The 22,701-nt window shown below is 46.8% G+C and carries 20 protein-coding genes; 13 read left to right on the top strand and 7 right to left on the bottom strand.

Annotated features, from left to right (window positions below; all coding sequences use genetic code 11):
- The first annotated feature begins 1 nt into the window (after position 1).
- The 6 genes from WBA89_RS09005 to WBA89_RS08980 all read left to right on the top strand — a co-directional run bounded on the left by WBA89_RS09005 (position 2) and on the right by WBA89_RS08980 (position 6,569).
- Positions 2–742, top strand: a complete 741-nt coding sequence (locus WBA89_RS09005; protein ID WP_424405766.1) for a hypothetical protein — start codon at positions 2–4, stop codon at positions 740–742.
- A 23-nt stretch (positions 743–765) separates the two neighbouring features.
- Positions 766–1,881, top strand: a complete 1,116-nt coding sequence (locus WBA89_RS09000; RefSeq protein ID WP_424405764.1) for a mandelate racemase/muconate lactonizing enzyme family protein — start codon at positions 766–768, stop codon at positions 1,879–1,881.
- A 55-nt stretch (positions 1,882–1,936) separates the two neighbouring features.
- Positions 1,937–2,926, top strand: a complete 990-nt coding sequence (locus tag WBA89_RS08995) for a hypothetical protein (RefSeq protein ID WP_424405762.1) — start codon at positions 1,937–1,939, stop codon at positions 2,924–2,926.
- 360 nt (positions 2,927–3,286) lie between these two features.
- The gene (locus tag WBA89_RS08990; protein WP_424405760.1) at positions 3,287–4,219 is read left to right on the top strand and encodes an IS1634 family transposase; all 933 of its coding nucleotides are present in this window, start codon (positions 3,287–3,289) and stop codon (positions 4,217–4,219) included.
- Between the two features lie 87 nt (positions 4,220–4,306).
- A complete protein-coding gene (locus WBA89_RS08985; RefSeq protein WP_424405758.1) occupies positions 4,307–5,569 on the top strand; it encodes a type IV pilus twitching motility protein PilT in 1,263 nt (420 codons plus the stop codon).
- 196 nt (positions 5,570–5,765) lie between these two features.
- On the top strand, positions 5,766–6,569 hold the full coding sequence (locus tag WBA89_RS08980) for a circadian clock KaiB family protein (protein ID WP_424405756.1): 804 nt from the start codon (positions 5,766–5,768) through the stop codon (positions 6,567–6,569).
- A 318-nt stretch (positions 6,570–6,887) separates the two neighbouring features.
- On the opposite strand, the gene WBA89_RS08975 is transcribed toward WBA89_RS08980, so the two are convergent.
- Entirely contained in the window at positions 6,888–8,531 is a 1,644-nt protein-coding gene (locus tag WBA89_RS08975; RefSeq protein WP_424405754.1) for a thioredoxin-like domain-containing protein, read from the bottom strand.
- A 212-nt stretch (positions 8,532–8,743) separates the two neighbouring features.
- Here WBA89_RS08975 and WBA89_RS08970 point away from each other — a divergent pair, with 212 nt between their 5' ends.
- Both WBA89_RS08970 and WBA89_RS08965 read left to right on the top strand, forming a co-directional pair.
- Positions 8,744–8,995: a helix-turn-helix domain-containing protein gene (locus WBA89_RS08970; RefSeq protein WP_424405778.1), complete on the top strand. Its 252-nt coding sequence runs from the start codon at positions 8,744–8,746 to the stop codon at positions 8,993–8,995.
- A 4-nt stretch (positions 8,996–8,999) separates the two neighbouring features.
- Positions 9,000–9,383 carry a hypothetical protein gene (locus WBA89_RS08965; protein ID WP_424405752.1) on the top strand — a complete coding sequence of 128 codons (384 nt, stop codon included), beginning with the start codon at positions 9,000–9,002 and terminating at the stop codon, positions 9,381–9,383.
- A 301-nt stretch (positions 9,384–9,684) separates the two neighbouring features.
- Here WBA89_RS08965 and WBA89_RS08960 read toward each other — a convergent pair whose 3' ends face one another.
- From WBA89_RS08960 to WBA89_RS08950, 3 genes are all read right to left on the bottom strand, one after another.
- A complete protein-coding gene (locus WBA89_RS08960) occupies positions 9,685–10,842 on the bottom strand; it encodes a DNA cytosine methyltransferase (protein WP_424405750.1) in 1,158 nt (385 codons plus the stop codon).
- Between the two features lie 296 nt (positions 10,843–11,138).
- On the bottom strand, positions 11,139–12,107 hold the full coding sequence (gene arsM / locus WBA89_RS08955; protein ID WP_424405748.1) for an arsenosugar biosynthesis arsenite methyltransferase ArsM: 969 nt from the start codon (positions 12,105–12,107) through the stop codon (positions 11,139–11,141).
- Positions 12,108–12,194: 87 nt separating this feature from the next.
- Positions 12,195–13,787 (bottom strand): hypothetical protein, encoded by a 1,593-nt coding sequence (locus tag WBA89_RS08950; protein ID WP_424405747.1) that lies wholly within the window; start codon positions 13,785–13,787, stop codon positions 12,195–12,197.
- A 411-nt stretch (positions 13,788–14,198) separates the two neighbouring features.
- Between WBA89_RS08950 and WBA89_RS08945 the strand changes: the two genes are divergently transcribed.
- From WBA89_RS08945 to WBA89_RS08930, 4 genes are all read left to right on the top strand, one after another.
- Positions 14,199–14,345, top strand: coding sequence for a hypothetical protein (locus WBA89_RS08945; RefSeq protein WP_424405745.1), 147 nt, complete (start codon positions 14,199–14,201; stop codon positions 14,343–14,345).
- A 68-nt stretch (positions 14,346–14,413) separates the two neighbouring features.
- Positions 14,414–16,708 (top strand): photosystem I core protein PsaA, encoded by a 2,295-nt coding sequence (gene psaA / locus WBA89_RS08940; protein WP_424405743.1) that lies wholly within the window; start codon positions 14,414–14,416, stop codon positions 16,706–16,708.
- Positions 16,709–16,816: 108 nt separating this feature from the next.
- Positions 16,817–19,042 carry a photosystem I core protein PsaB gene (psaB, locus tag WBA89_RS08935; RefSeq protein WP_424405741.1) on the top strand — a complete coding sequence of 742 codons (2,226 nt, stop codon included), beginning with the start codon at positions 16,817–16,819 and terminating at the stop codon, positions 19,040–19,042.
- A 1,104-nt stretch (positions 19,043–20,146) separates the two neighbouring features.
- Positions 20,147–21,175: a DMT family transporter gene (locus WBA89_RS08930; RefSeq protein ID WP_424405739.1), complete on the top strand. Its 1,029-nt coding sequence runs from the start codon at positions 20,147–20,149 to the stop codon at positions 21,173–21,175.
- 44 nt (positions 21,176–21,219) lie between these two features.
- On the opposite strand, the gene WBA89_RS08925 is transcribed toward WBA89_RS08930, so the two are convergent.
- Positions 21,220–21,438 carry a helix-turn-helix domain-containing protein gene (locus WBA89_RS08925; protein ID WP_194010317.1) on the bottom strand — a complete coding sequence of 73 codons (219 nt, stop codon included), beginning with the start codon at positions 21,436–21,438 and terminating at the stop codon, positions 21,220–21,222.
- Positions 21,439–21,499: 61 nt separating this feature from the next.
- Positions 21,500–21,712, bottom strand: coding sequence for a helix-turn-helix domain-containing protein (locus WBA89_RS08920; RefSeq protein WP_193974409.1), 213 nt, complete (start codon positions 21,710–21,712; stop codon positions 21,500–21,502).
- Between the two features lie 193 nt (positions 21,713–21,905).
- Between WBA89_RS08920 and WBA89_RS08915 the strand changes: the two genes are divergently transcribed.
- Entirely contained in the window at positions 21,906–22,376 is a 471-nt protein-coding gene (locus WBA89_RS08915; RefSeq protein WP_424405736.1) for a hypothetical protein, read from the top strand.
- A 10-nt stretch (positions 22,377–22,386) separates the two neighbouring features.
- Here the strand turns inward: WBA89_RS08915 and WBA89_RS08910 are convergent.
- The coding region (locus WBA89_RS08910; protein ID WP_424405734.1) for a hypothetical protein at positions 22,387–22,701 on the bottom strand (315 nt) is incomplete at its 5' end.

Genomic DNA, 22,701 nt, shown 5'->3' with positions numbered 1-22,701 from the left:
CATGAAAAAAATCTTAGCTTTATGGGCAACGGTTCGCTCAACTTCCACTGCCTTTGAGATGATGATGCGCCAAAGAGGTGATTTTCTGGCTTTTCACGAACCCTTTGGATTATCTTATTACAACTCCCAAGAGCGTCGCAATACCAATCGTTATCCAGAAATAGAACTCAATCCTGAATATAATTACCAAAAAACATGGCAAAAATTACGACAGCAAGCCGACTCCCAGGCTATTTTCATCAAAGACATGGCTTACTATGTCATTCACCTAGCTGAAGGAGAATTTTTGTCCGCATTTGAAAATACTTTTCTTTTGCGTCATCCCGCTAAAATGCTCCCATCACTTTACGATCTGTGGCCTGACTTTACCTTAGAAGAAACAGGTTATGCCGAACTATATAATCTGTTTGAAATAGCTAAAAAAATTAGGGGAAAAGTCCCAGTGGTAATCGACTCGGACGATCTGGTACAAAAACCAGAAGCAACCGTTAAAGCCTACTGCGATGCAGTTAATATACCGTTCATAAAAGAAGCCCTAGAATGGGAAGCAAAGCAGCGCCCTGAAATGACCCATTGGGACGGAGGAAATTGGTTAACTGAAGTAATCTCTAGTAGGGGGTTTCAGCAGCCAAAGAAAAAGAACTATGTGGCAGTGGAAGATAATGAACATTTACAACGGGCTTATCAATTTTGTTTGCCCTATTACGAAAAGCTTCAGGAACATAAGCTGCCCATTGCTTAAAATTAGTGTCGTTTAGTCATAAAATGGTCTCAAACATCAAAATCTCTCGAATTTCTGTCTATCAAGTCACCTTACCCCTAGAGCATCCATATCGGCTATCAGGAGGTCGGTTGTATTTTGACAAACTCGATTCTACTATAGTGGCGATTGATACTGATGAAGGCATCCGAGGCTGGGGAGAAGGATGTCCTTGGGGTTCCACTTATTTACCGGCTTTTGCCAAGGGTGTGAGGGCGGGAATTGAGGAACTAGCACCTCAACTCCTCGGACTCGATCCCAGACGTACCGATTCTATCTATCGGACTATGGATATTGCCCTACCCGGTCATCCTTACATTAAATCAGCTCTGGATATGGCTTGTTGGGATATTCTGGGTAAAGCGACGGGGTTACCCCTTTGCGAATTGTTTGGTGGTCGATTAAACCAACCCATTATCATCCAAAATTCCGTTCCCACTGGCACTCCGGAAGAAATGATTGAATCTATTGCCAGAGGTCAACAAAAAGGCTACACTATCCATACTTGTAAGATTGGAGCAGATGTGGCTAAAGACATTGAAAGAATCAAAGCCGTCAGTTCTTATTTATCGGCAAATGAAAGTGCTACCTTCGATGTTAATCGAGCTTGGTTGGTGGATGAAGCCATGCGGGTGATGAACGCAGTAACCGACAATATTATCTATTTTGAACAACCTTGTGAAACTTACGAGGAGTGTCTCCAAGTTCGTCGAGTTACGTCTCATCCTATTATCCTTGATGAATGCATTCAGCGCTATGGCGATATTGTCCGCGCTAATGCCGATCGGGCTTGTGAGGCTATTGGCCTTAAGATTGGTCGTGTGGGCGGATTAACTAAGGCCAAGCGCATCCGAGATTTTTGTGTGGAAACGGGTATCCGAATGAATATTGAAGAGACTGGAGGGAGTATAATCGCAGATACAGGAGCCGTGCATCTGGCTCAAGCAACTCCAGAAACTCATTTGCGAGCAACTTGGTTGTGCCATGATATGCTGACTATTGACACGGCTACAGGTGGAGCCAGAAATCAAGGGGGTAAAACTTATGCTCCAGAAACTCCGGGGTTAGGTGTGGAGCCAAAACTTGATGTTTTGGGTGAGGCGATCGCTGTGTATGAATAGATGGCAACAGGCGAAAAGTATTTATTGATAACACTTTGTATATTTGGAGAAAACTATGAGCGATCGAGACTATCAAAAATATCGTGAAAAAACCTTAAAAGGTTCGCGAATAACAACTCTTGTCCAACATTTTGAAAACGTAGCACTAGGAATTAGCCAAGTGCCAAAGCTACCGATAGAAGCTAATTTAGATTTCCTTTCTCAAGACAACGAGATTCTAGAATATCACAAGTTATTTCAGAAAAATATGGGATGCTTTTATCGCCATTATTGTGCCAGCGTTCCCTTTATCCTGGAAGAATTATGTCGTCTAGGATTAGGTCTATGCAGAGTAGCTAAATATTTAGCAAGCGATCGGAAGGATTACTTTACTTATTATGCAACAAGTGATGCAGATGCTACGCCAGCCCGAACAATAGCGGATTATTCTAATGGTTTAATCAGAACTTTTACTGACTCTCCTAATCTCGCGAATAAAAATGAATTCTATCGCTTGTGCAATCCAGAATATTCAAAGTTTTATCATGGCTGTTTTGTTGATATCACACCTGAATATATTGCTTCTCAACCGAGTTTGCATTTATACAAAAATGGATTCGATTTTATCTATACTTCTGTGACATTCCAGTTTTATCATGCTGACCGAATAGAACAAATCAAATATCTAATTAAATTGCTTAAAGAAGATGGCCTAGTGATTTTTCTGGAAAAACTGAAACAGCCAGATATAGAGGAGTATAAAAGACGTGAAGAAATAAAAGACAAATATTTTAAGAATCATTATTTTTCTGAGGAGGAGATATCCTGGAAGGATTCGACTTTTCTTAAGAATGGTTTGGAGACTGGCCAGGTTGATTTTGAGACGGCTGTTAGTGCTATAAAAAAATATTTTAAATTTGTATATTTAATCTGGAATAGTACAAATTTTTACGAATTCGTTGCTTCCAATAATGAATCAGTGATTCAGGCATATATCTCACTACTCCCTAAACCTTATGTTCCCGCTTTATTTTGCTTTGAAGAAAATATGGTTAGACTTCTTTAAATCATTTCATTTTGAAGAACAATAACTATCTATAGCGCCTCTAAATCAATTGTACTGGATGGGGCCCAATACTTCTCGGAAGCGTGATATCGATCCTTAACCGAGAAGTATTGACTTACGGTTCGCTCATTTTTAAAAAAGTACAAAAGATGGCAAGTCAATCCTCTCTTCCGGACTAGAAAAAAACAGAGCGTTTATTCAAAAATGGTAGGAGAGTTAACGGCAGAGAGAGTTTTCTTAAAAACTCCAGATGCAGTTGACCGGCTTTGAGTGTACACTAGAGGATTATCTTAATAAAATAACGAGTCAAAAGCCTGGGTATTGTAGCTCAAACCTTTGTAGTATAGGTGGGGGATAGGGATGAACAACAACGAAGAATTCAACACCGAAAGAGTAGATGACATACCTGTATTACTAGCGATATTGGAGCGGATGGGAATCCAAAAGCTACTGGACAAACACTTCATTACTCATGGGAATTGGCAAGGAATAAGCCTGGGATGGTTAGCGGTAGTATGGTTGAGTTACATTTTATCACAAGCAGACCATCGATTAAGCCACGTTCAGTCTTGGGTAGAAAATCGGTTAGAGACCTTAAGTATTTGTACCGGGACGGCTATCAGAGCCTTAGATTTAAGTGATGACCGATTACAAGCGGTATTGCGATACCTAAGTGACTCCGAGGTTTGGCAAAAATTTGAGCAAGAACTGGGTGCCAACCTATTAGAAGTCTATGACTTAAAAGCCGAGCGAGTCCGCCTAGATAGTACAAGTGCCTCTTCATACTGTGGAGTGAATGAACAAGGATTATTTCAATACGGGTATAGTAAAGATCATCGACCAGATTTAGCCCAAGTTAAAGTGATGCTGGCCACTATAGATCCTTTGGGAATGCCAGTGGCCACTGAAATAGTAGCGGGAAACAAAGCTGACGATCCCTTGTACTGTCCCGCTATTACCCGAGTCAGAGCAACCCTGAAAAAAACTGGACTATTGTATGTGGGCGACTCTAAGATGGGGGCAATACAGACCCGGGGGTTTATTCAGGAAAAGGGAGATTATTATCTAGTTCCCTTGAGCGCCACTCAAATTCCCGAATCCGTTCTAAAATATTTAGATGAGCGAGAACAGAAAGGTCAAGAATTAACAGCGGTTTATAGAGATTTGGACGAGGGTTTGCCGACTAAAATAGCCGAAGCCTTTGAAATAGAAGTCAACCAGACAATAGAGGTAGAAGGAAAAGAAATAACCTGGAAAGAGCCGATTTTCCCGCGTATCGCCATCTCTCTGTGAAAGACACGCACAATTGCGTTTAGTATTCTTCAAGTTCCACAAATCCTCTGTTCGAGTCAGCATTCTCAGCAAACTAAGGTAGCGCATATGACACAACAGCACCCGCCAGCACCTCGTCCGCCCGTACCCGGAGCACCCCCACCCCCAGGGCTGCCCCGCCCTCCAGCCCCAGGCATTCCCAGAGCAGCAGGAATGCCACCAGCACCGCCGCCGCCGGCACCAGCACCGCCGCCTGCTGCAGCGCCCCAATCCTTGGCCACACCTAAAAACCCGAACTCTAGCAGTGGCGGAACTCCGAGTTTGAAAGAGCTAGTCATCCGAGCCAAAGAAGAAGGAGTATCCGACCTTCACCTCGGAGTAAACGAATTCCCTCGCTTCCGCACGCGCGGCGAAATTGCCGACATCGGCTATCCACAGACAGATTTAGATACGTTTTTTGGCTGGCTTCGCGAGTGCATGAGCGATGAAGAAATAGAAATTTTCCAAAAAACCCTAGACTTTGACGGCGCTTTCGACTTCGGCTTTGTCCGCATCCGGATCAGTTGCATGGACTCCTTGGCAGGCCCGGCGATGGTGCTGCGGCTAATTCCTGCCAAAATCATGACAATGGAGGAATTGAAGCTGCCAGATGTCTTTAAGAAAATATGCGGCTACCACAAAGGACTGATTTTGGTGACGGGCCCGACAGGTTCGGGTAAGTCTACCACGTTGGCCGCGATGATCGACTACATCAATAAGAATAAAGCTTACAATATCATCACGATCGAAGACCCGGTAGAATTCGTACACGAAAGCAAAAAATCCTTGATCAAGCACCGGGAAGTCGGCAGGCACACCCTCAAGTTTATGAATGCTCTCAAAGGCGCTCTGCGACAAGACCCGGATATGCTGCTAGTCGGAGAAATTCGGGACAGAGAGACGGTGGAAATCGCCCTCAAAGCCTCTCAAACCGGTCACTTAGTTGCAGGAACCCTGCACACGAACAGTGCGATTAAAACCCTGAACCGGATTCTGGATATGTTCGCGGCGGAAGAACAAGAGGCCATACGGGTATCAATTTCCGAATCCCTAGTAGCGATTATTGCTCAACTGCTGTGCAAAACCACAGACGGCAAGCGGGCAGCTTTCCACGACGTTCTGATCAATACCGACGTGGTTAAGGAATACATTCTGAAGGGGCAGAATGAGGAAATTAATCAAATCATGATCAAAGATACTTATGAAGGCATGACGACGATGAATAAGTCGCTCTACGGTCTTTATCAAGAAGGCCGGATTACTGAAGAGCTTTGTGTAGAAAACTCGCCGGCTCCGAACGAAATGGCTCAGATGCTCCGAGGTCGAGTCTAAATAGTTGACAGTTGACAGTTGACAGTTGACAGTTGACAGTTGACAACGAGGTTCTTAGGATGGGGATTTAAACAGTTGACAATTATCAAATGTCAATTATCAACTGTTAAACCCGCTCATAAAGGTCAATGTCAATTATCAACTGGTAAAAATCGAGTGTTAACTGTTAGCTGCTAACTGTTATTGGTGTACTTAATTGAAAGTCGATCGCCCGATTTTGCCGGAAATTTTCAAAGGCATTGCACTGTTTACACCGGGGGGAGACTTAATCTATTGCATAGACTCCCGCAAGCAAACTCAGTGGCACTTGCAGTTGTGCGTAGCTCTACAGGAAATACTCGGTTTGTCGGAACCGCCGCATTTTCTGATACCTTGCTACACGGCAACCGTTGACTGCTGGCGAGATCGGAGCGATCGACAGTTGCGGGTTGCAGCCGAGGCCTACGGGCCGGTGCTGCGACATCAAACGCTGCTGAATGCCATTTTTGGCACTGGCGACTTGGTTTGGCATCCCCGCAGCCACGAAATGTGCGAACCGATGGCAATCGCCACTTATCACCAACAATTCCCCGAACTGTGGGAAAATCACGACTTAGTTGTACAGTATCCGATCTCGGTTGGGCGATCGGACTTTGGCAGTTTCCCGATCGTACCTCCCTCCCGCTTCCAGCAATTGCAGCAGGCGCAGCCAACCAAACCAACCGCACTTACCCAACCGCCACCAACTCAAGGGTACGTTTTGCGACTGTTTGTTTCCGGCAGCAACCCCAGCACCGAACGCACCCTCGAAACATTACACCAATTCTTAGAACAATGCCTCGACCGTCCCTACACTTTAAAAGTAATTGATGTTTTAAAACATCCCGAACAAGCCGAGGCAGATCAGATTTCAGCAACACCTACTTTGATTAAAATCTGGCCGAAACCCGTGCGGCGAATTGTCGGCGAATTGAACGATGCCGAAAAAATTGTGCGGTTGCTGAGCAATTCAGAATTTTAGATTGCCGATTGCTGATTTTAGATTCAACTGCTCGATGAACATTGTATAAAGTTAAGCGGGCATTGCATTGGTGTCAACTAATGAGCGAGCTTAATGGGACATCAATCTAGTAATACCAAATCCGGGTTTGCCACCCCCTTTATCTTGTGACTCTTCTCTTCGCGATAAGAGCGCTGACGCGCCGCTTCGCGTACTGCGTCTTCGCGGTTCCATAATAAAAGGGTTGTTACCTGGATTTGGTATAAGGTGCGTCAGAGCCAAAATCCTCGGTAATCGTTGTAGAATTTCGTCTGACGCACCCTGCGAGTTAACCCTATATTATCGATCGGGAAGGCAAACATCAGGAGCGCACAAACCCGCTAAATGCACAGTTGTGACTTCCAGCGTATCCAACTCAACTCGCCGAATCACGTGATTGTTTGTATCGGCAACAAACAAATGAGACCCGATCGCGCTCAACCCCGAAGGTTCAAAAAATCGAGCCTTGACACCTCTACCGTCAGCCAAACCTGCAGTACCATCTCCAATCATCGTTATGCACGTACCGCTGCGGTGGTCGATCCGCTTAATTTTGTGATTGTAAGTATCAGCAACCCACAGATAATTTTGACTGTATTCCACACCCAAACAGTGCTGCAATCTCACATCTTCACCGCGGCCGTCTTTATCCCCAAAACCAAACAGTTCACCGCTACCGCAGACAGTACGCACCTTCGGGTCTTCATCTATACCGAGGGCGCGAATCGAACTAATTTCGCTGTCAGCAACAAACAATTCCGATCGATTCGTAGCCAGGCCGCTGGGCTGAGAAAAAGCAGATTCTGCAAGAGTCCCGTCAACACAAGATTCCCGGCCCGTACCTGCATAAGTGCCGATCGTACCAGTATCTAACTGCATCTCCCAAATTTGGTGCGAACCCGCCATAGCAATAAAAAGTCGATCGCCAACCCTTTCTAAATCCCAAGGCGAATTCAATTGCGTTTCCAAACCCTTGCCGCTGCGGGGCGCAATTTCCTGACTTTGTTCGCCAGTACCAGCAACAGTTTCCACCCGCTCAGTTGTAAAATCAATCTTTCTGAGAGCGTGATTTTCCGTATCAGCAACATAGAGAATTTGACTTTCTGCATCAAAAGCCATACCTTGAGGTGCAAAAAACTCAGCTTCTTCAAACTTACCGTCAGTCAAACCCGGTTTCCCCGTACCGATGACGTGCAGCACCTCACCTTCAGTAGAGCTGACAACAATTCGGTTGTGTCCAGAATCTGCAACAAACAAGCAAGAACCAACCAAGCTTTGTTGAACCGAGTTCGCAGGCCCCGGCAATACAGTTTCATCTACAGATTGATTGTCCTCAGTCATTTCGCCCAAAAGCGCCTCATGTTGGTGAAGCTGTTTGGCCTCCGTAGAAGTAATGGCAAATGCCAGCACTTTACCGGGAAAAGCCAGCGGGGTTGACAGAGGTTTGCGCTGTTTTTCTAAGGTGAAACGAAGTTCTTTAAAGTCGATCGCATTTTTATCTTTGTATTCAGCAATTAACTTACCAACTAACTGGTCGAGCGATTCTCTATTGCCTTCGCCAGAAACAAAGCCGACGACATAACTTTCCGGATCTATCACCATTAAAGTCGGCCAAGCGCGAACTGCGTAGCTTTGCCAAACTTTCATGCCGCTGTCTACAATTACCGGATGTTCGATATCGTAGCGGAGAATAGCTTGGCGGATATTTTCAACTTCTTTTTCGTTTTCAAATTTAGCCGAGTGCACGCCGATAACCGTGAGGGAATCTTTATATTTTTGTTCCAGGTATTTTAAGTCTGGGAGGACGTGCAAGCAGTTGATGCAGCAGTACGTCCAGAAGTCGAGGAGGACGACGCGCCCTTTTAAGGATTCAATGGATAAAGGTTTCTCGGTGTTAAGCCACGGGTACTTTACGGGGAATTCTGGTGCTCTGACGCGAGGCATGGCATCTCCTGGTAGGGTCTGAATAATTTTTACACTTCTTTAATTTAGCGGGAAGTTTGGCGGCATGGGGGAAAAGCTGGTTAAACCCGGGCTTTTGGAGACAGCCAAGATGGCTGTGCCACAAGAGGAGGGGTGAGGGGTGCGATCGTATTGCCCCACTGAATACTTTAGTCTGTAGAACTTTGGTATTCAAAATTTTACTATCTTTCTCTATGCAGCCTACCAAACTAGACCAAATTTTAGGATTAGAAATACAACGTCGTCGCATAGAGAAAGGTTGGTCACAGGAATATCTGGCAGAAGTTACAGGTCTGCACAGAACCTATATCAGCCAGCTAGAGCGAGGGCTAAAAAGTCCATCTGTTAGGGTTCTCAGCCACATTACAAATGCTCTGGACATAACAATGGGTGAATTTTTACGAGCGGTAGAGGAACTCTTGAGTGCTGAAGGAAAACGAGATTGAAAGATTGAGGCAAGCTATTATTGCTACCATTGCATCTCCAGTTATCGGCTCGATCGAAGATTATACTTGGGAAGCAATTTTTCATTATGTCAAGGATATCCCTTTATCAGATCCAGCATTAGGACGCAGCAAACTTCTCTATGATGCTGTTGACTCCACGACGGCAACTGGTTGGTCACTCAAGTCTCTTCAACTCAATAGTCTTAGGGTTGTCAATACATTTTTGTTTGTAATTCAGAGAGCAGATGTTATCAAAAAGGCTGCCAAACTTGGTTTTCCTGGTTTGACCGAACAATCCTCACCTGCTGAACTGGGAGCAGCTATTGTTCAGCATTGGAACGAGAAAATTAGATCGAGTCAGGCAGCACAGAGCATTACCAATAGCTAGGTCGGCATACTGCTGAAAACCATTAGAGGATATGAATATATTTACTGTGAATTCCCTCTTGATCCACTTGACCCAAATGCTTTTTCTTGGGCTTGGACAGTTGATAGAGTTACTGGAAGATCGGGAGCAGGGCTACAAGGCAATATTGCAGGTAAGCTAGAGTTAGTTTGGTACAAAAATCAAAAGCAACTTTTCAGAGCTAGAACCATTCCTCCAGAGGCAGTTCACATCAGGGTTGAGCGAACTCGTCTTACAATCGATCGATATGTGCGGACTGTTCTCTCAGCTTTGCAAGATCAACTCAGTACGCAGTCTTTTGACAGTGAACTTGGAGAATAGATGCAGCTATTATTTTACCGAGAAGTGGAGGTACTGATTCTCCGATTTGAGAAGCCATATCAGTGTACGTTCCCAGAAAGTGAAAGTTATCTGGGTAAGAGTGCAATCTTGCAGCTTCACGGATTGTAATTGTCCGATCCTGGGTGGGATGAAAAAATCTGCCAGATCCTGGATGGAAAACCCACCTGGTGATAGTTCTTGCTGGTTTATCCCAGTAAAGCCTGCCGTATGCACCGCTATAGTGCTTTTTAGGAGCTAATTCAGGTGGCAAGTCTCTAGCATCTTGTCCTTCACTAAGAAGACGCGCTCTTGACATTTGAATGGGACTCAAAGCACGAGCAACGTGATTGAAAAGTTTCGTACTTCCATTACGTATCATTGCTTGGTACGAAGTTTGGGGTGCAAAAGGATAAACTTCAGCATTATATTCCTCTCCTGCATTCAATGAGGGCAAATCTCCAATCGCATCTCTAACTGTGACGACTGAAGAAATGTTTGATTTTAGGAGACTCAGTTGGTAACAAGATTTCGTAGTTCTGTAATCGCTTCTAATCTCGCCAGCGTGTGTAGGTTCAGGAAATTGAAGCGGTTTATCTAAACTCGCCATGAAAAAAGCCCTCGATCTGGTCTGCGGTACTCCATAATGCGCGGAGTTTAGTGAGGCATAAGTTACTTTATAACCTTGCAATTCAAGTTGTTGTATAATTTCATTCTTAACTACACCACCATAAGCTTTCAAGATTTCAGGTACGTTTTCCATAACAACGTAAAGGGGTCTAAATTCCTGTACGAATTCTAAAAATGTCTTATATAACTGATTGCGAGAGTCGCTGAGGTAGCGATAGTCAGCAGGAATATTTCTTGAAAATCCTTGGCATGGGGGACCGCCTATCAACACTGTTAGTTCCTCCCTCTGCAAACCCAAACACAATCGCAAATCCAAAGGATTGAGCTCGCGTATATCCTGATGAATAATTTTGGTGTTTGGGTAATTGTGTTTATAGGTATGTAGGGCTTTTGCATCGAGGTCGATCGCACATACAGATTCAAAACCTGCCTGGTGGAATCCTGTAGTCAAGCCACCCGCACCAGAAAATAAGTCAATAGTCTTGTGTGTCATTATCGAATACTATAGTATTAGGTTCATACGGTCAACCAACTTCTTCAAAGAGGTTGAAAACTGCTGTATACCAGACCATTGGCAAAGATGCCTGGTGATTGTAGTAAATTGCAGATTTTACGAGCACACAGACAAAACCCGCTGCACTGGTTCCGAAGAAGAGCAATACTAAATTAGATTGAGGAACAAAACCCAACACTCTTGTTTGTAACAAGAGTTTTTAAAATGGGCGCGATCGGTCCGCTAGGAGCGAACTTTGTTTGTGAAAACGGCGGTTTTAGCCGCCGTTTTTTCACCTAACAGCAACCGCCGCCGTTATAATGCCAAGTCGAATCAGTAACTAACACCTTATCCGGCATCAATCCACCCAACTTGCCAGCCGTTTTATCGCACACTGCCGCCGGAACTCCCCGCTGCAAAATGTGACCCGCCCCGTCATCAAACAGCTCCTCAGACCCCGCGTAAATCGCCGTCTTGCCAGTGAAAATACAAGCGCCATCCGGGGGAATGTCCACTTTAAAAGACACTGTATCGAGGCTTTCTAACAGCAAATCCGCATCTAATTTGTAATTGTGTTTGTCGAGCAGCCGGTAAGGACGGCGCGCCCGGACTTCCACTTGCCCAAAGCCCACACCTACAAGGTGTTGAACGTATTCTGCGTAGGTTAAAGCCCCCGACAAACACAAAGCCCGCAAGCGTTGGTCTTCTTTCAAATGTTGCGGAATGGGGCGAGTTGCGATCGGATCGCTCATCAACAACCTGCCACCAGGTTTTAACACCCGATAAGTCTCTTTTAATGCCTTAGCTAAATCCGCAGGTTCAAAGATATTAAACAAGCAATTTTGGGCAACAACATCGACAGAGGCATCCGGCACCGGCAACGCAAAAGCATCGCCTTCGCGAATTTCTACAAAACTCGCATCAAACCAATCATTTTCTCGGGCTGCCTTTTGCAAGTTTCGTGCTGCGGCTTCTCGCATTGTTGCAACCGGGTCAACGGCAATCACTGCTCCTTTTTGTCGAGAAAAATAAGCAAATTGCAGTGCTTCTAAGCCGCCGCCGACTCCGACATAAAGCACGACTGGATTGCCGACGAGTTCGGCGGCGTGAACTGTTGTGCCGCAGCCGTAGTTCATTTCTTGCATTTGTTCGGGGATTTTTAATCCAGGCAGTTGCAAGGGGCTGCTTTGGACGCAGCAAAGTCCGATTTGGGGGGTTTCGGCAACGTCGCTGTAGAATTGGGCAGCAGTTTCGAGATAGGTCATTTTTTAGTGTTGTAATTTTTGTGTTTTTTGAGCGCTGATGCAGGCAGATTTACGCGAATGAACGCAGATGAATGCAGAAAGGTTTTGTTAGGTGGCAAATTCGACTTTTTGTTCGGATTTGGGCGGATTTTCTGGTTCTGAAACTGTTGTTTCGGGAACGGCTATCGGCGGTGCTGGCGGTACAAGATTGGGAGATGCTTCTGGTACTGCTGGAGCGACTATTTTTGGTACTGGAGCTTTTTCTGTTATTTCTGGCAGAGTTGGAGAATCTGAAGGAGTTGCAGGTTCGGTAACTTGATGCAAAAAGTTGCGGAACCGATTGTAGTATCCTCGATATTCCTGTTTCTGTGTTTGGGGTTCTGCTTTTGGTGTCGGTTCTATTATTTTAACGGGTGCAACTACTTTGGGGGTTTCTAACTGTGGGGTTGCTGTGGGTTTTGGTTCTGTGACTTTAACCGGTTCCACAATTTTGGGTGAGTCTAATTCTGGAGTTGCTGTCGGTGTCGGTTCTATTACTTTGACTGGTTCTACAAGTTTCGGTGCTTCGAGTTGCGGGGTTGCTGTCGGTGCGGGTTGTGTTATTTGAACGGGTGCAACTTCGGGCGCGACTGTTGGCTCTAAGCTCGGTTCGGTAACTGGGGTTTCTGGAACCGCTGGGTCGGGTTCGGCTATTGGTGTTTTTTCTAATGCAGGTGCGGGTGTTGGTTCGGGGGTTGGGGTTGGTGTGGGTTTGGGGGCTTGGTAGGTGCGATCGACTATACTGCGAGCTTCTGCTGTTGTTAGTTCGCCCCGCACTAATTTTGAAAGAGTATCTTGCCCCTGCGGTTGGTAATCGATCAGTCTGACTGTATTGTTAAAGGCGTTGTTGACGCTATTTCCCCTTTCGTCGATAAATTCGAGCTGTACCCAGTTTTTCCCAGGTTTGAATCCTTTAAGATATATAGGTTGCCATTGGTCGATCGCAAAGCTTTGGCCGTTGACTGTGGCTCGAATTTTCCAATCGAGTATTTCATCTTGGGAATTTTCTTGCGCCGCTTGGTGCGGGGGGGCATTTGTCAGGTAAAAGTCGAGCAGGATGGGTTCTGCCCCGTAGCTGCCTTGGGGGCTGCTGTACGTTAATAGGGGTAATGTTCGATCGGGATTGTTGTCGTCTGTTTTGGTGAAAACGTGAAATGTCGTTTGCGCCCAAGCACCTTCGTTTTTAAAGCTTTCTTCCCAAGGGCGAGCGGCGAACACGCGCAGGGTATGGGTTCCTGGTTTTAAGTCCGAGAGTGTTAAAGGCTGGTTGATGTCGTAAACTGCTGCATAAGGTTGGTTGTCTAATAAAACTTGCAGGTGCGGCCCCACACCCAAGTTTGCCTCTTGAAAAATGGGTAAGTCCTTCACTTGGAACTGAACGGACACATTTATATCCTGAAGCACTTCGTCAGGTTTGGGATTCAAAATACTAATTTGAGGCTGATATATTTCTAGAGCCTGACGCAGTTGTTGAATGGCTCCAGGGGGAGAAACCTCTGAGATTGTGTTTGCTGGGGCGGTAGCTGAGCCGCTATTGTTCTCTGATTTGGGCAATTCGGGACGGCCCGCGCCACAACTTGCTAAACCGAAAATTAATATTGCTGTTGCGAACAATGCCAGCAGCCTGCCCGCAACCGTTCTTTGCCAATTGATGCCAATCACGCAACCATACTCCTAGAAGCCTTCTCATAGGGAACTATAGCCCAAAACTGAATTTACTATTGGGGAATTCCCGATACCCGTCTGCCCTCCATTGAGGCTCCGCAGGCGATCGATCCGAGCCCGCTAATAAGTCTCGCACCCGTTTTCCCAAAAATCTCTCTATAAATGACAATTCCTCAATTGCCTGATCTTTGAGTTTTGTAAAGTTAATGGCAATACCCCTTGACTTTTGCAAGACACTGTGAAAATCAAAGGCATTATTACATCAAGAATTGAGGTTTTTTTAAGTATTGTTAACAAGCGATTAATCCTCCTCTAGCAAGCTTATAATTCATAAAACTCCCTCAAAAGGAGCAGCCGGATCGAACCTGAATCAAAAAGGCGATCGGCGGCTCCAGATAACGAGAAGAGTTGGCAGTACCCAGAGACATTGTTAGCGACACTGGGGAACTGGCTTCTAGCGAGAAGCAAAACGCTTGGGGAGATGGTGCACCTGCATCTAACTCTGCAAAGAGTGAAGTGCAAGCATTATCGGCGAACCGAGAATCCCCCGCCTAAAAAAGCGCGGGGAGTGTCACATACAGTATTCAGTTCTCGTTCCTTGTCTTACCGAGAGGAGAGTCTTCATGACCATTAGTCCTCCAGAGCGAGAGGTAAAAGTTAGGGTAGTAGTCGATAAAGATCCCGTTCCAACTTCTTTCGAGAAGTGGTCTAAACCGGGACATTTCGACCGCACTCTAGCTAAGGGACCAAAAACCACCACTTGGATTTGGAACCTCCACGCTAACGCTCACGACTTCGACAGTCATACAAGTGATTTAGAAGACGTTTCGCGCAAAATCTTTAGCGCTCACTTCGGCCACTTGGCAGTAATTTTCGTATGGTTGAGCGGCGCATATTTCCACGGCGCTAAATTCTCCAACTACGAAGCTTGGCTGACAGATCCTACAGCCATTAAGCCCAGCGCTCAAGTGGTCTGGCCGATTTTTGGTCAAGAAATTTTAAATGCAGATGTAGGCGGCGGCTTTCACGGAATTCAGATCACCTCTGGTCTGTTTCAACTGTGGCGCGCTAATGGCATCACTAACTCATACCAGCTATATTGCACTGCGATCGGCGCCTTGGTAATGGCGGCCCTGATGCTATTTGCCGGTTGGTTCCACTATCACGTCCGCGCTCCGAAACTGGAATGGTTTCAGAATGTGGAATCGATGATGAACCACCACTTGGCAGGTTTGCTAGGCTGCGGTTGTTTGGGCTTCGCGGGACAGCAAATTCACGTTGCTCTGCCGATTAACGCTTGCATGGACGCGATCGATGCAGGCGCACCCCTGACAGTGGGCGGCAAGCTGATTAAAACAGTTGCTGATATCCCCCTGCCGCATGAGTGGATTTTGACACCGGGGTTGATGGCTGACATTTACCCGAGCTTCGCTAAAGGTTTAACTCCCTTCTTCACGCTCAACTGGGGCGCATACGCAGACTTCCTGACCTTCAGAGGCGGTCTGAACCCCACCACAGGCGGTTTGTGGCTGACAGATACAGCGCACCACCACTTAGCTTTGGCAGTGCTGTTCATCGTCGCCGGACACTTCTATCGCACGAACTGGGGCATTGGCCACAGCTTCAAAGAAGTTCTGGAAGCTCACAAAGGCCCCTTCACTGGCGAAGGCCACAAGGGAATGTACGAAGTGTTCACACAGTCTTGGCACGCCCAACTGTCGTGGAACTTAGCATTGATGGGTTCTCTGAGCATCATCGTGGCTCACCACATGTACGCGATGCCTCCGTATCCGTACATCGCGACCGACTACCCGACTCAGCTATCCCTGTTCACCCACCACATGTGGATTGGCGGATTCCTGATAGTTGGCGGGGCGGCTCACGCAGCAATCTTTATGGTGCGGGACTACGATCCGGCCGTGCACGTTAATAACTTGCTCGACCGCGTAATCCGCCACAGAGATGCAATCATCTCTCACCTCAACTGGGTTTGCATATTCTTGGGCTTCCACAGCTTCGGTTTGTACGTTCACAACGATACAATGCGGGCTTTCGGTCGTCCTCAAGATTTGTTCTCGGATACCGGGATTCAGTTGCGTCCGATATTTGCCCAGTGGGTGCAAAACATCCACGCTTTGGCTCCGGGCACAACAGCGCCTAATGCTACGGAAATCGTCAGCCACGCTTTTGGCGGCGGTGCAGTAGTAGTCGGCGGCAAAATAGCGATGATGCCGATCGAATTGGGTACGGCGGACTTCTTAATCCACCACATCCACGCTTTCACCATTCACGTTACAGTCCTGATTCTTTTGAAGGGCGTGTTGTTTGCACGCAGTTCACGCTTGGTTCCTGACAAAGGTAACTTGGGCTTCCGGTTCCCTTGCGACGGCCCCGGCCGTGGCGGCACCTGCCAAGTATCCGGTTGGGATCACGTTTTCCTCGGCTTGTTCTGGATGTACAACTGCATCTCGATCGTGATTTTCCACTTTAGCTGGAAAATGCAGTCGGACGTGTGGGGAACAGTATCGCCAGACGGCACAATTTCTCACATCACCGGCGGCAACTTCGCACAAAGTGCGATCACGATTAACGGCTGGCTGCGGGACTTCCTGTGGGCGCAAGCTTCTCAGGTAATTCAGTCCTACGGTTCGGCACTGTCGGCCTACGGTCTGATGTTCCTAGCCGGACACTTCGTATTCGCTTTCAGCTTGATGTTCCTGTTCAGCGGCCGCGGCTACTGGCAAGAACTGATTGAGTCCATTGTTTGGGCTCATAACAAACTCAAAGTGTCTCCGTCGATTCAGCCTCGCGCTCTGAGCATTATTCAGGGTCGGGCAGTGGGTGTAGCTCACTACCTCCTGGGAGGAATTGTCACTACTTGGGCATTCTTCCTAGCGCGAATCATCTCGGTAGGGTAAACTACCTTTAGGTTTTGGATTCAGGATTTGGGAGCAATCTCAAACCCAGAATCCAAACCTCGGAACCGAACCTCTTCAACGTTCAGGATTCAGGATTAATCAAGGCTTATGGCAACGAAATTTCCAAAATTTAGCCAAGACCTTGCCCAAGACCCGACCACACGGCGGATCTGGTACGGGATTGCCACAGCGCACGATTTTGAAAGCCACGATGGCATGACCGAAGAAAATCTTTACCAAAAGATTTTTGCTTCTCACTTCGGCCACCTAGCAATCATTTTCTTGTGGACTTCGGGCAGCCTGTTCCACGTAGCATGGCAAGGTAACTTTGAACAGTGGATTAAAGACCCCCTAAATGTCCGCCCGATCGCTCACGCGATTTGGGACCCTCAATTTGGTGCTCCAGCAGTAGAAGCTTTCACTCAAGCTGGCGCTTCTAACCCGGTGGACATCTCTTACTCCGGCGTATACCACTGGTGGTACACCCAAGGGGTTCGGACCAACGGCGACCTGTATCAAGGAGCTATCTTCTTGCTACTGCTGGCTTCTGTCATGCTGTTCGCAGGTTGGTTGCACCTCCAGCCCAAGTACCGCCCGAGCTTGTCTTGGTTCAAGAATGCTGAATCTCGCCTCAACCACCACTTGGCTGGTTTGTTCGGTGTCAGCTCTTTGGCTTGGACAGGTCACATGGTTCACGTCGCTATCCCCGAATCTCGCGGACAGCACGTAGGTTGGGACAACTTCCTTTCAACCCCGCCTCACCCGGCAGGTTTGGCTCCGTTCTTCACGGGTAACTGGGGCGTATACGCCGAAAACCCAGATGCAGCGAGCCATGTCTTCGGTACTGCCGAAGGCGCAGGAACAGCAATTCTGACTTTCTTGGGTGGCTTCCACCCTCAGACAGAATCTCTGTGGTTGACAGACATTGCTCACCACCACTTGGCGATCGCAGTTCTGTTTATCGTTGCCGGTCATATGTACCGGACTAACTTCGGTATCGGTCACAGCATCAAAGAAATGTGTGATGCCAAAGATTTCTTTGGCAAAAAAGTTGAAGGCCCGTTCAATATGCCTCACCAAGGCATTTACGAGACCTACAACAACTCGCTGCACTTCCAATTAGGTTGGCACCTCGCTGCTTTAGGCGTGATCACCTCCCTGGTAGCACAGCATATGTACGCGATGCCTCCCTACGCTTTCATGGCGCAGGATCACACGACAATGGCTGCGCTGTACACGCACCACCAGTACATTGCTGGTTTCATCATGGTCGGCGCTTTCGCTCACGGAGCTATCTTCTTGGTGCGGGACTACGATCCTGAAGCAAATAAAGGCAACGTGCTCGATCGCGTGTTGCAGCACAAAGAAGCGATTATCTCTCACTTGAGCTGGGTCTCGCTGTTCTTGGGCTTCCACACTCTCGGCCTGTACGTTCACAACGACGTTGTAGTCGCTTTCGGAACTCCCGAAAAACAAATCTTGATTGAACCAGTGTTCGCACAGTTCATTCAAGCCGCTCACGGAAAAGCTCTGTACGGCATGGACGTACTGTTGTCTAACCCCGACAGCATTGCTTCTACCGCTTGGCCGAACTACGCTAACGTGTGGCTCCCAGGCTGGTTGGACGGTATTAACAGCAGCACTAACTCTCTGTTCTTGGCGATCGGACCTGGCGATTTCTTGGTTCACCACGCGATCGCCCTCGGCTTGCACACCACCACCTTGATTTTGGTCAAGGGCGCTCTGGATGCACGCGGTTCTAAGCTGATGCCGGACAAAAAAGACTTCGGTTATGCTTTCCCTTGCGACGGCCCCGGCCGTGGCGGTACCTGCGATGTCTCTGCTTGGGACGCCATGTACCTGTCTGTCTTCTGGATGCTGAACACCCTAGCTTGGGTAACGTTCTACTGGCACTGGAAGCACCTGGGCATCTGGGAAGGTAACGTGGCTCAGTTTAACGAGTCTTCTACCTACCTGATGGGCTGGTTCCGCGATTACCTCTGGCTGTATTCTTCTCAGTTGATCAACGGTTACAACCCTTACGGTACTAACAACTTGTCAGTCTGGGCCTGGATGTTCTTATTCGGACACCTGGTTTGGGCAACTGGTTTCATGTTCCTGATCTCTTGGAGAGGTTACTGGCAAGAGCTGATCGAGACTTTGGTTTGGGCTCACGAGCGCACTCCTTTGGCTAACTTGGTTCGCTGGAAAGACAAGCCTGTTGCTTTGTCGATCGTCCAAGGTCGTTTGGTTGGCTTAGTTCACTTTACTGTGGGCAACGTCCTCACTTACGCGGCCTTTGTAATTGCCTCGACGGCCGGGAAATTCGGGTAACTCTGAACTCTGGTTTCTAGGTAATTAAATGAAATCCCCTGCCTTCTGGCGGGGGATTTTTTTTGTATAGCAGAAGGAAGTTCGGCAACGGATTCGCTCCACGGATGTAACGGATGTAGTGGATTTCAGGAATCAGGAAAATGCAGTCCGATTAATGTTCACCGGCGGGAGAATGCGAAGCGGTTGGCTGAGTCTGTCAAGCAGGAATAAGAGTGCGATCGCAACTAAAATTTCTGAAGTTTGTGAGGTAGTCTGCTGGAGCGAAGTCATGAAACAGTGGTATAAGGAAGACCTCGCATATATTCATGATGTTGGGCATAGCGATTATGCTCTCAAATCTGCGCCTGGTATATTGGATATCTTGGCTCAAAGCACGTAAACCTATTTTAGATGGCAATCCGATCGCATAAGCGACTTTAGGGTCGATCGGATTTTTTACTTTGCTAAAAAGGCGCTCGCCTTCTCGGCCATTCGGTACACTTCAGTTATCGGTGATATCGTTTCCGATGGCATTAGAATTATTTAACCGCAGAGAACGCAGAGGACACAGAGGGAGACAAGAGAGAGATGAATAATTCTGATGCAGCGCGGATTTGATACGAGAAGGTGTTGGGTAACGCTGACGCTAAACCCAACCTACCAGAAGAAACTTGAGCTTGCTCCCCTCCAACCCTTAGACTTTGAACTAGCCAGATGATGCGAGGTTTGTCTTGAAGTTCACTGAAGGACGGATTGTCAACTGTCAAGTCTAGTTCCATGTGCAGAACCCTGTTCGCTATATCAACGAGTAGCCTCTATAACTTTTTATTCACTACGCTATAGGTTAACTTTCCAACAAAATCATGATGTCGAATCTTTTTAATGTTTAGAAAAATTTTAGTAAGCAAGTCAAAAACTTTTAGTCAAACATCAACCAGGTATTGATTTTTAGTGATTAATTAAGTTATAGAAATCATTTTTGATTCTTTTAAGAAATATTAAAAAATATGCTTTTCTAGGATTTGATGGTAAAGTCGAGCGATGAGGGTAAAATTGGAGCTTTTGCAGGGAAGATGAATTTTACCGGGAGGCTCTAGTTCTGACAACATAACCAATAACCTAATCATGTCTCAATTACTCAACCGCATCCCCGGACGCACCTATTTATTGCTAGCAATCATAATTTTTGCTGCCTCTAACTCTGTCACTCGCAAACTGACCGATTTAGGAGCGCAAAACCCGATCGACGGCAGAAATCCGATTTCATTTTGTAATGTTTTATTTGTAGGGAATCTCTGCGCGCTAGCAGTTTTATTCCTGGTTTATCGCCAGCAATGTACGGTAGAAAATTTGCGATCGATTCCGGGCAAAACTTGGTGGGGGTTGATGGGAGTTTCTTTGCTGTCTGGGGCTTTGGCTCCATCATTAATTTTTATGGCGTTGGATGTAACGGCTGTCAATAATGTGGTGCTGATCGGACGCATTGAGCCTCCTCTGATTTTAGCGCTGTCGATTTTGATTTTGGGCGATCGCGTAAATGTTTGGGTGATTGCCGGGGCGATCGTTTCGTTTGTGGGTGTTGCACTGACTATTTTGTTGCAGGCACCAACCGCCGATATGATGGACGCGGGCGGATTGACGATCGGCACAGGGGAATTCATGGCAGCAGGAGGGGCGATCGCCTTAGCCATTTCGACGATTATTAGCAAAGTCACGCTCAAACAAATTCCGTTAGGATTGTTCGCGACGATCAGAACGACACTAGGAACAATTGTTTTCTTTATTGTCGTTTTAATTTTATATACTCCCACCCACTTTATCGATGTTTTTTCGCCCTTCCTCTGGCAGTGGATGCTCGTCTACGGTGCGATTATTGTTGTCGGCGGACAACTGTGCTGGTTTACCGGACTAAAAACGGCGGGCGCGGCAGATGTATCCCTCGCCAGTTCGTTTAGTCCGATCGCGGGAATTTTAGCTGCCTATTTGATTTTATCCGAAACACCAACTGCGGCTCAATACATCGGTGGCAGCATCATTTTGATCGGGATCGTTCTCAATCAAATTGGCGTTTTTCGCAAGCAGGAGTCGGCGCCGGAACCTCTTGTCAGTCCGGCAAAAGAGATGGATATGGAAGTGGGATTCAAAGGGATTTAATATAGAAGCGATCGCCCCAATCTCGAAAACTCAAGGTCGATCGGCTATTCCTCCAAAATCTCAACCAAATCCTCAATCATAATATCGAAAATGCGAGCCAATCTATGTAAGTAGGCGAAATTAACGGTTGTCATGCCTTGACATTGGGCATAGTTTCTGATCGTGCTGTAACCAATGCCCGATCGATCGGAAACTTCCTTAAGCGTCCATCCATTCTGCTCTGCAAACTCCCGAATCCGCAACCTAACTAAGCCTTTACTCATACTTACTTGACAAATGACAATCTGCTGTCGTTTAATATTATGTATCTGAAAAAGCGATCGGCTATTCTTCCAAAACCTCAACCAAATCCTCAATCATCACATCAAAAGTTCGAGCTAACCTCCGCAGGCAAGTAAAGTCTACCATTGCCATTTCAGGACGACGAGCATAGCTTCTGACGGTGCTATAAATTACCCCAGAGCGATCGGATACTTCCTTAAGCGTCCAGCCCTTCTCCGCCGCTAGTTCCCGAATTTTTAGCCTGACTAAACCCATGCTTGACAGTTGATGCAGTTGCGTCGTACAATTACTGTATATAAAAAGCCGATCGCCCTCTGGCCTAGAAAACTAAAAGGCGATCGTTTATTAAACCTCATCTCGACAGATATTATCTGTCCTCCACACCGACCATCAAGAGATTTACTCTCTATCGACAGGTGCATTTACCATATCCAGAGGTCTACAACCAATGATATCAGAAAATCAGTCAAAATCGCGCACGATCGCAGAATCCAAGATAATTCACAAATCTCCCATCCTGCATCCGCTGGCGCGATTCGTCACCGAAGAAACAGTCGCACTGCTGTTCGATATCGCAGCAGACGAGATTTACCGGATAGAATGCTGCCGCTACATGGTTTACGTACACGGTAAAGGCATCAGCCGATTTGTCAGCTACGCCGATTTTCCGCCGATTGTGGGAGTAAATGAGCCCGCCCTTCAAGATTTTGGCAGATGGTACAAACGCTGGAAAAGCAAGCTAGCACCGGCATTTTGGACTAAATTCTACACGCACAAGTTCAAAAATGCTGTTTCAGTTGACAGCTTACTGGAATGGGGAATGTTGGTAGCTAAAGTTAAATCGGCAATTTCTGAGGCGGGGCTACAACAGCTACGAGATGTTTATGCCGCAGAAAAAGATTTGATGGAAAAATTTTAAAGTGCGATCGCTAACCAATCCCTTCAATCCAATTGTACACCGCATTCAGCAAATCATCTGCATCCACCCGAAAACCTGTTAGCGGCAATTCCAGCGGTGTATCGGTAATCCAGGCGATATGAATTCCCATGTGAGTGTCGGCGAGTTTGCGGGTGAAAGACGAAAGCGCATCTTCGCAGGGGCACGAGTGCAAAATTAAGGCGATGTGCTGTTTTTGCAGCCGGTTTTTGAGTTGGGGGATTAATCGCTTGAATTCGGGGGCGTTGCGAATGGCGGGGATGTCTGTATCTGCGGGGAAGATTGTTTGATATAGTTGGGTACAGAG

Origin of the sequence: Microcoleus sp., assembly GCF_049646505.1 — a bacterium.
Classification (GTDB): domain Bacteria; phylum Cyanobacteriota; class Cyanobacteriia; order Cyanobacteriales; family Microcoleaceae; genus Microcoleus.
Note: the sequence above shows the minus strand (reverse complement) of the source record. Positions and strands in the feature narration are given on the sequence as shown.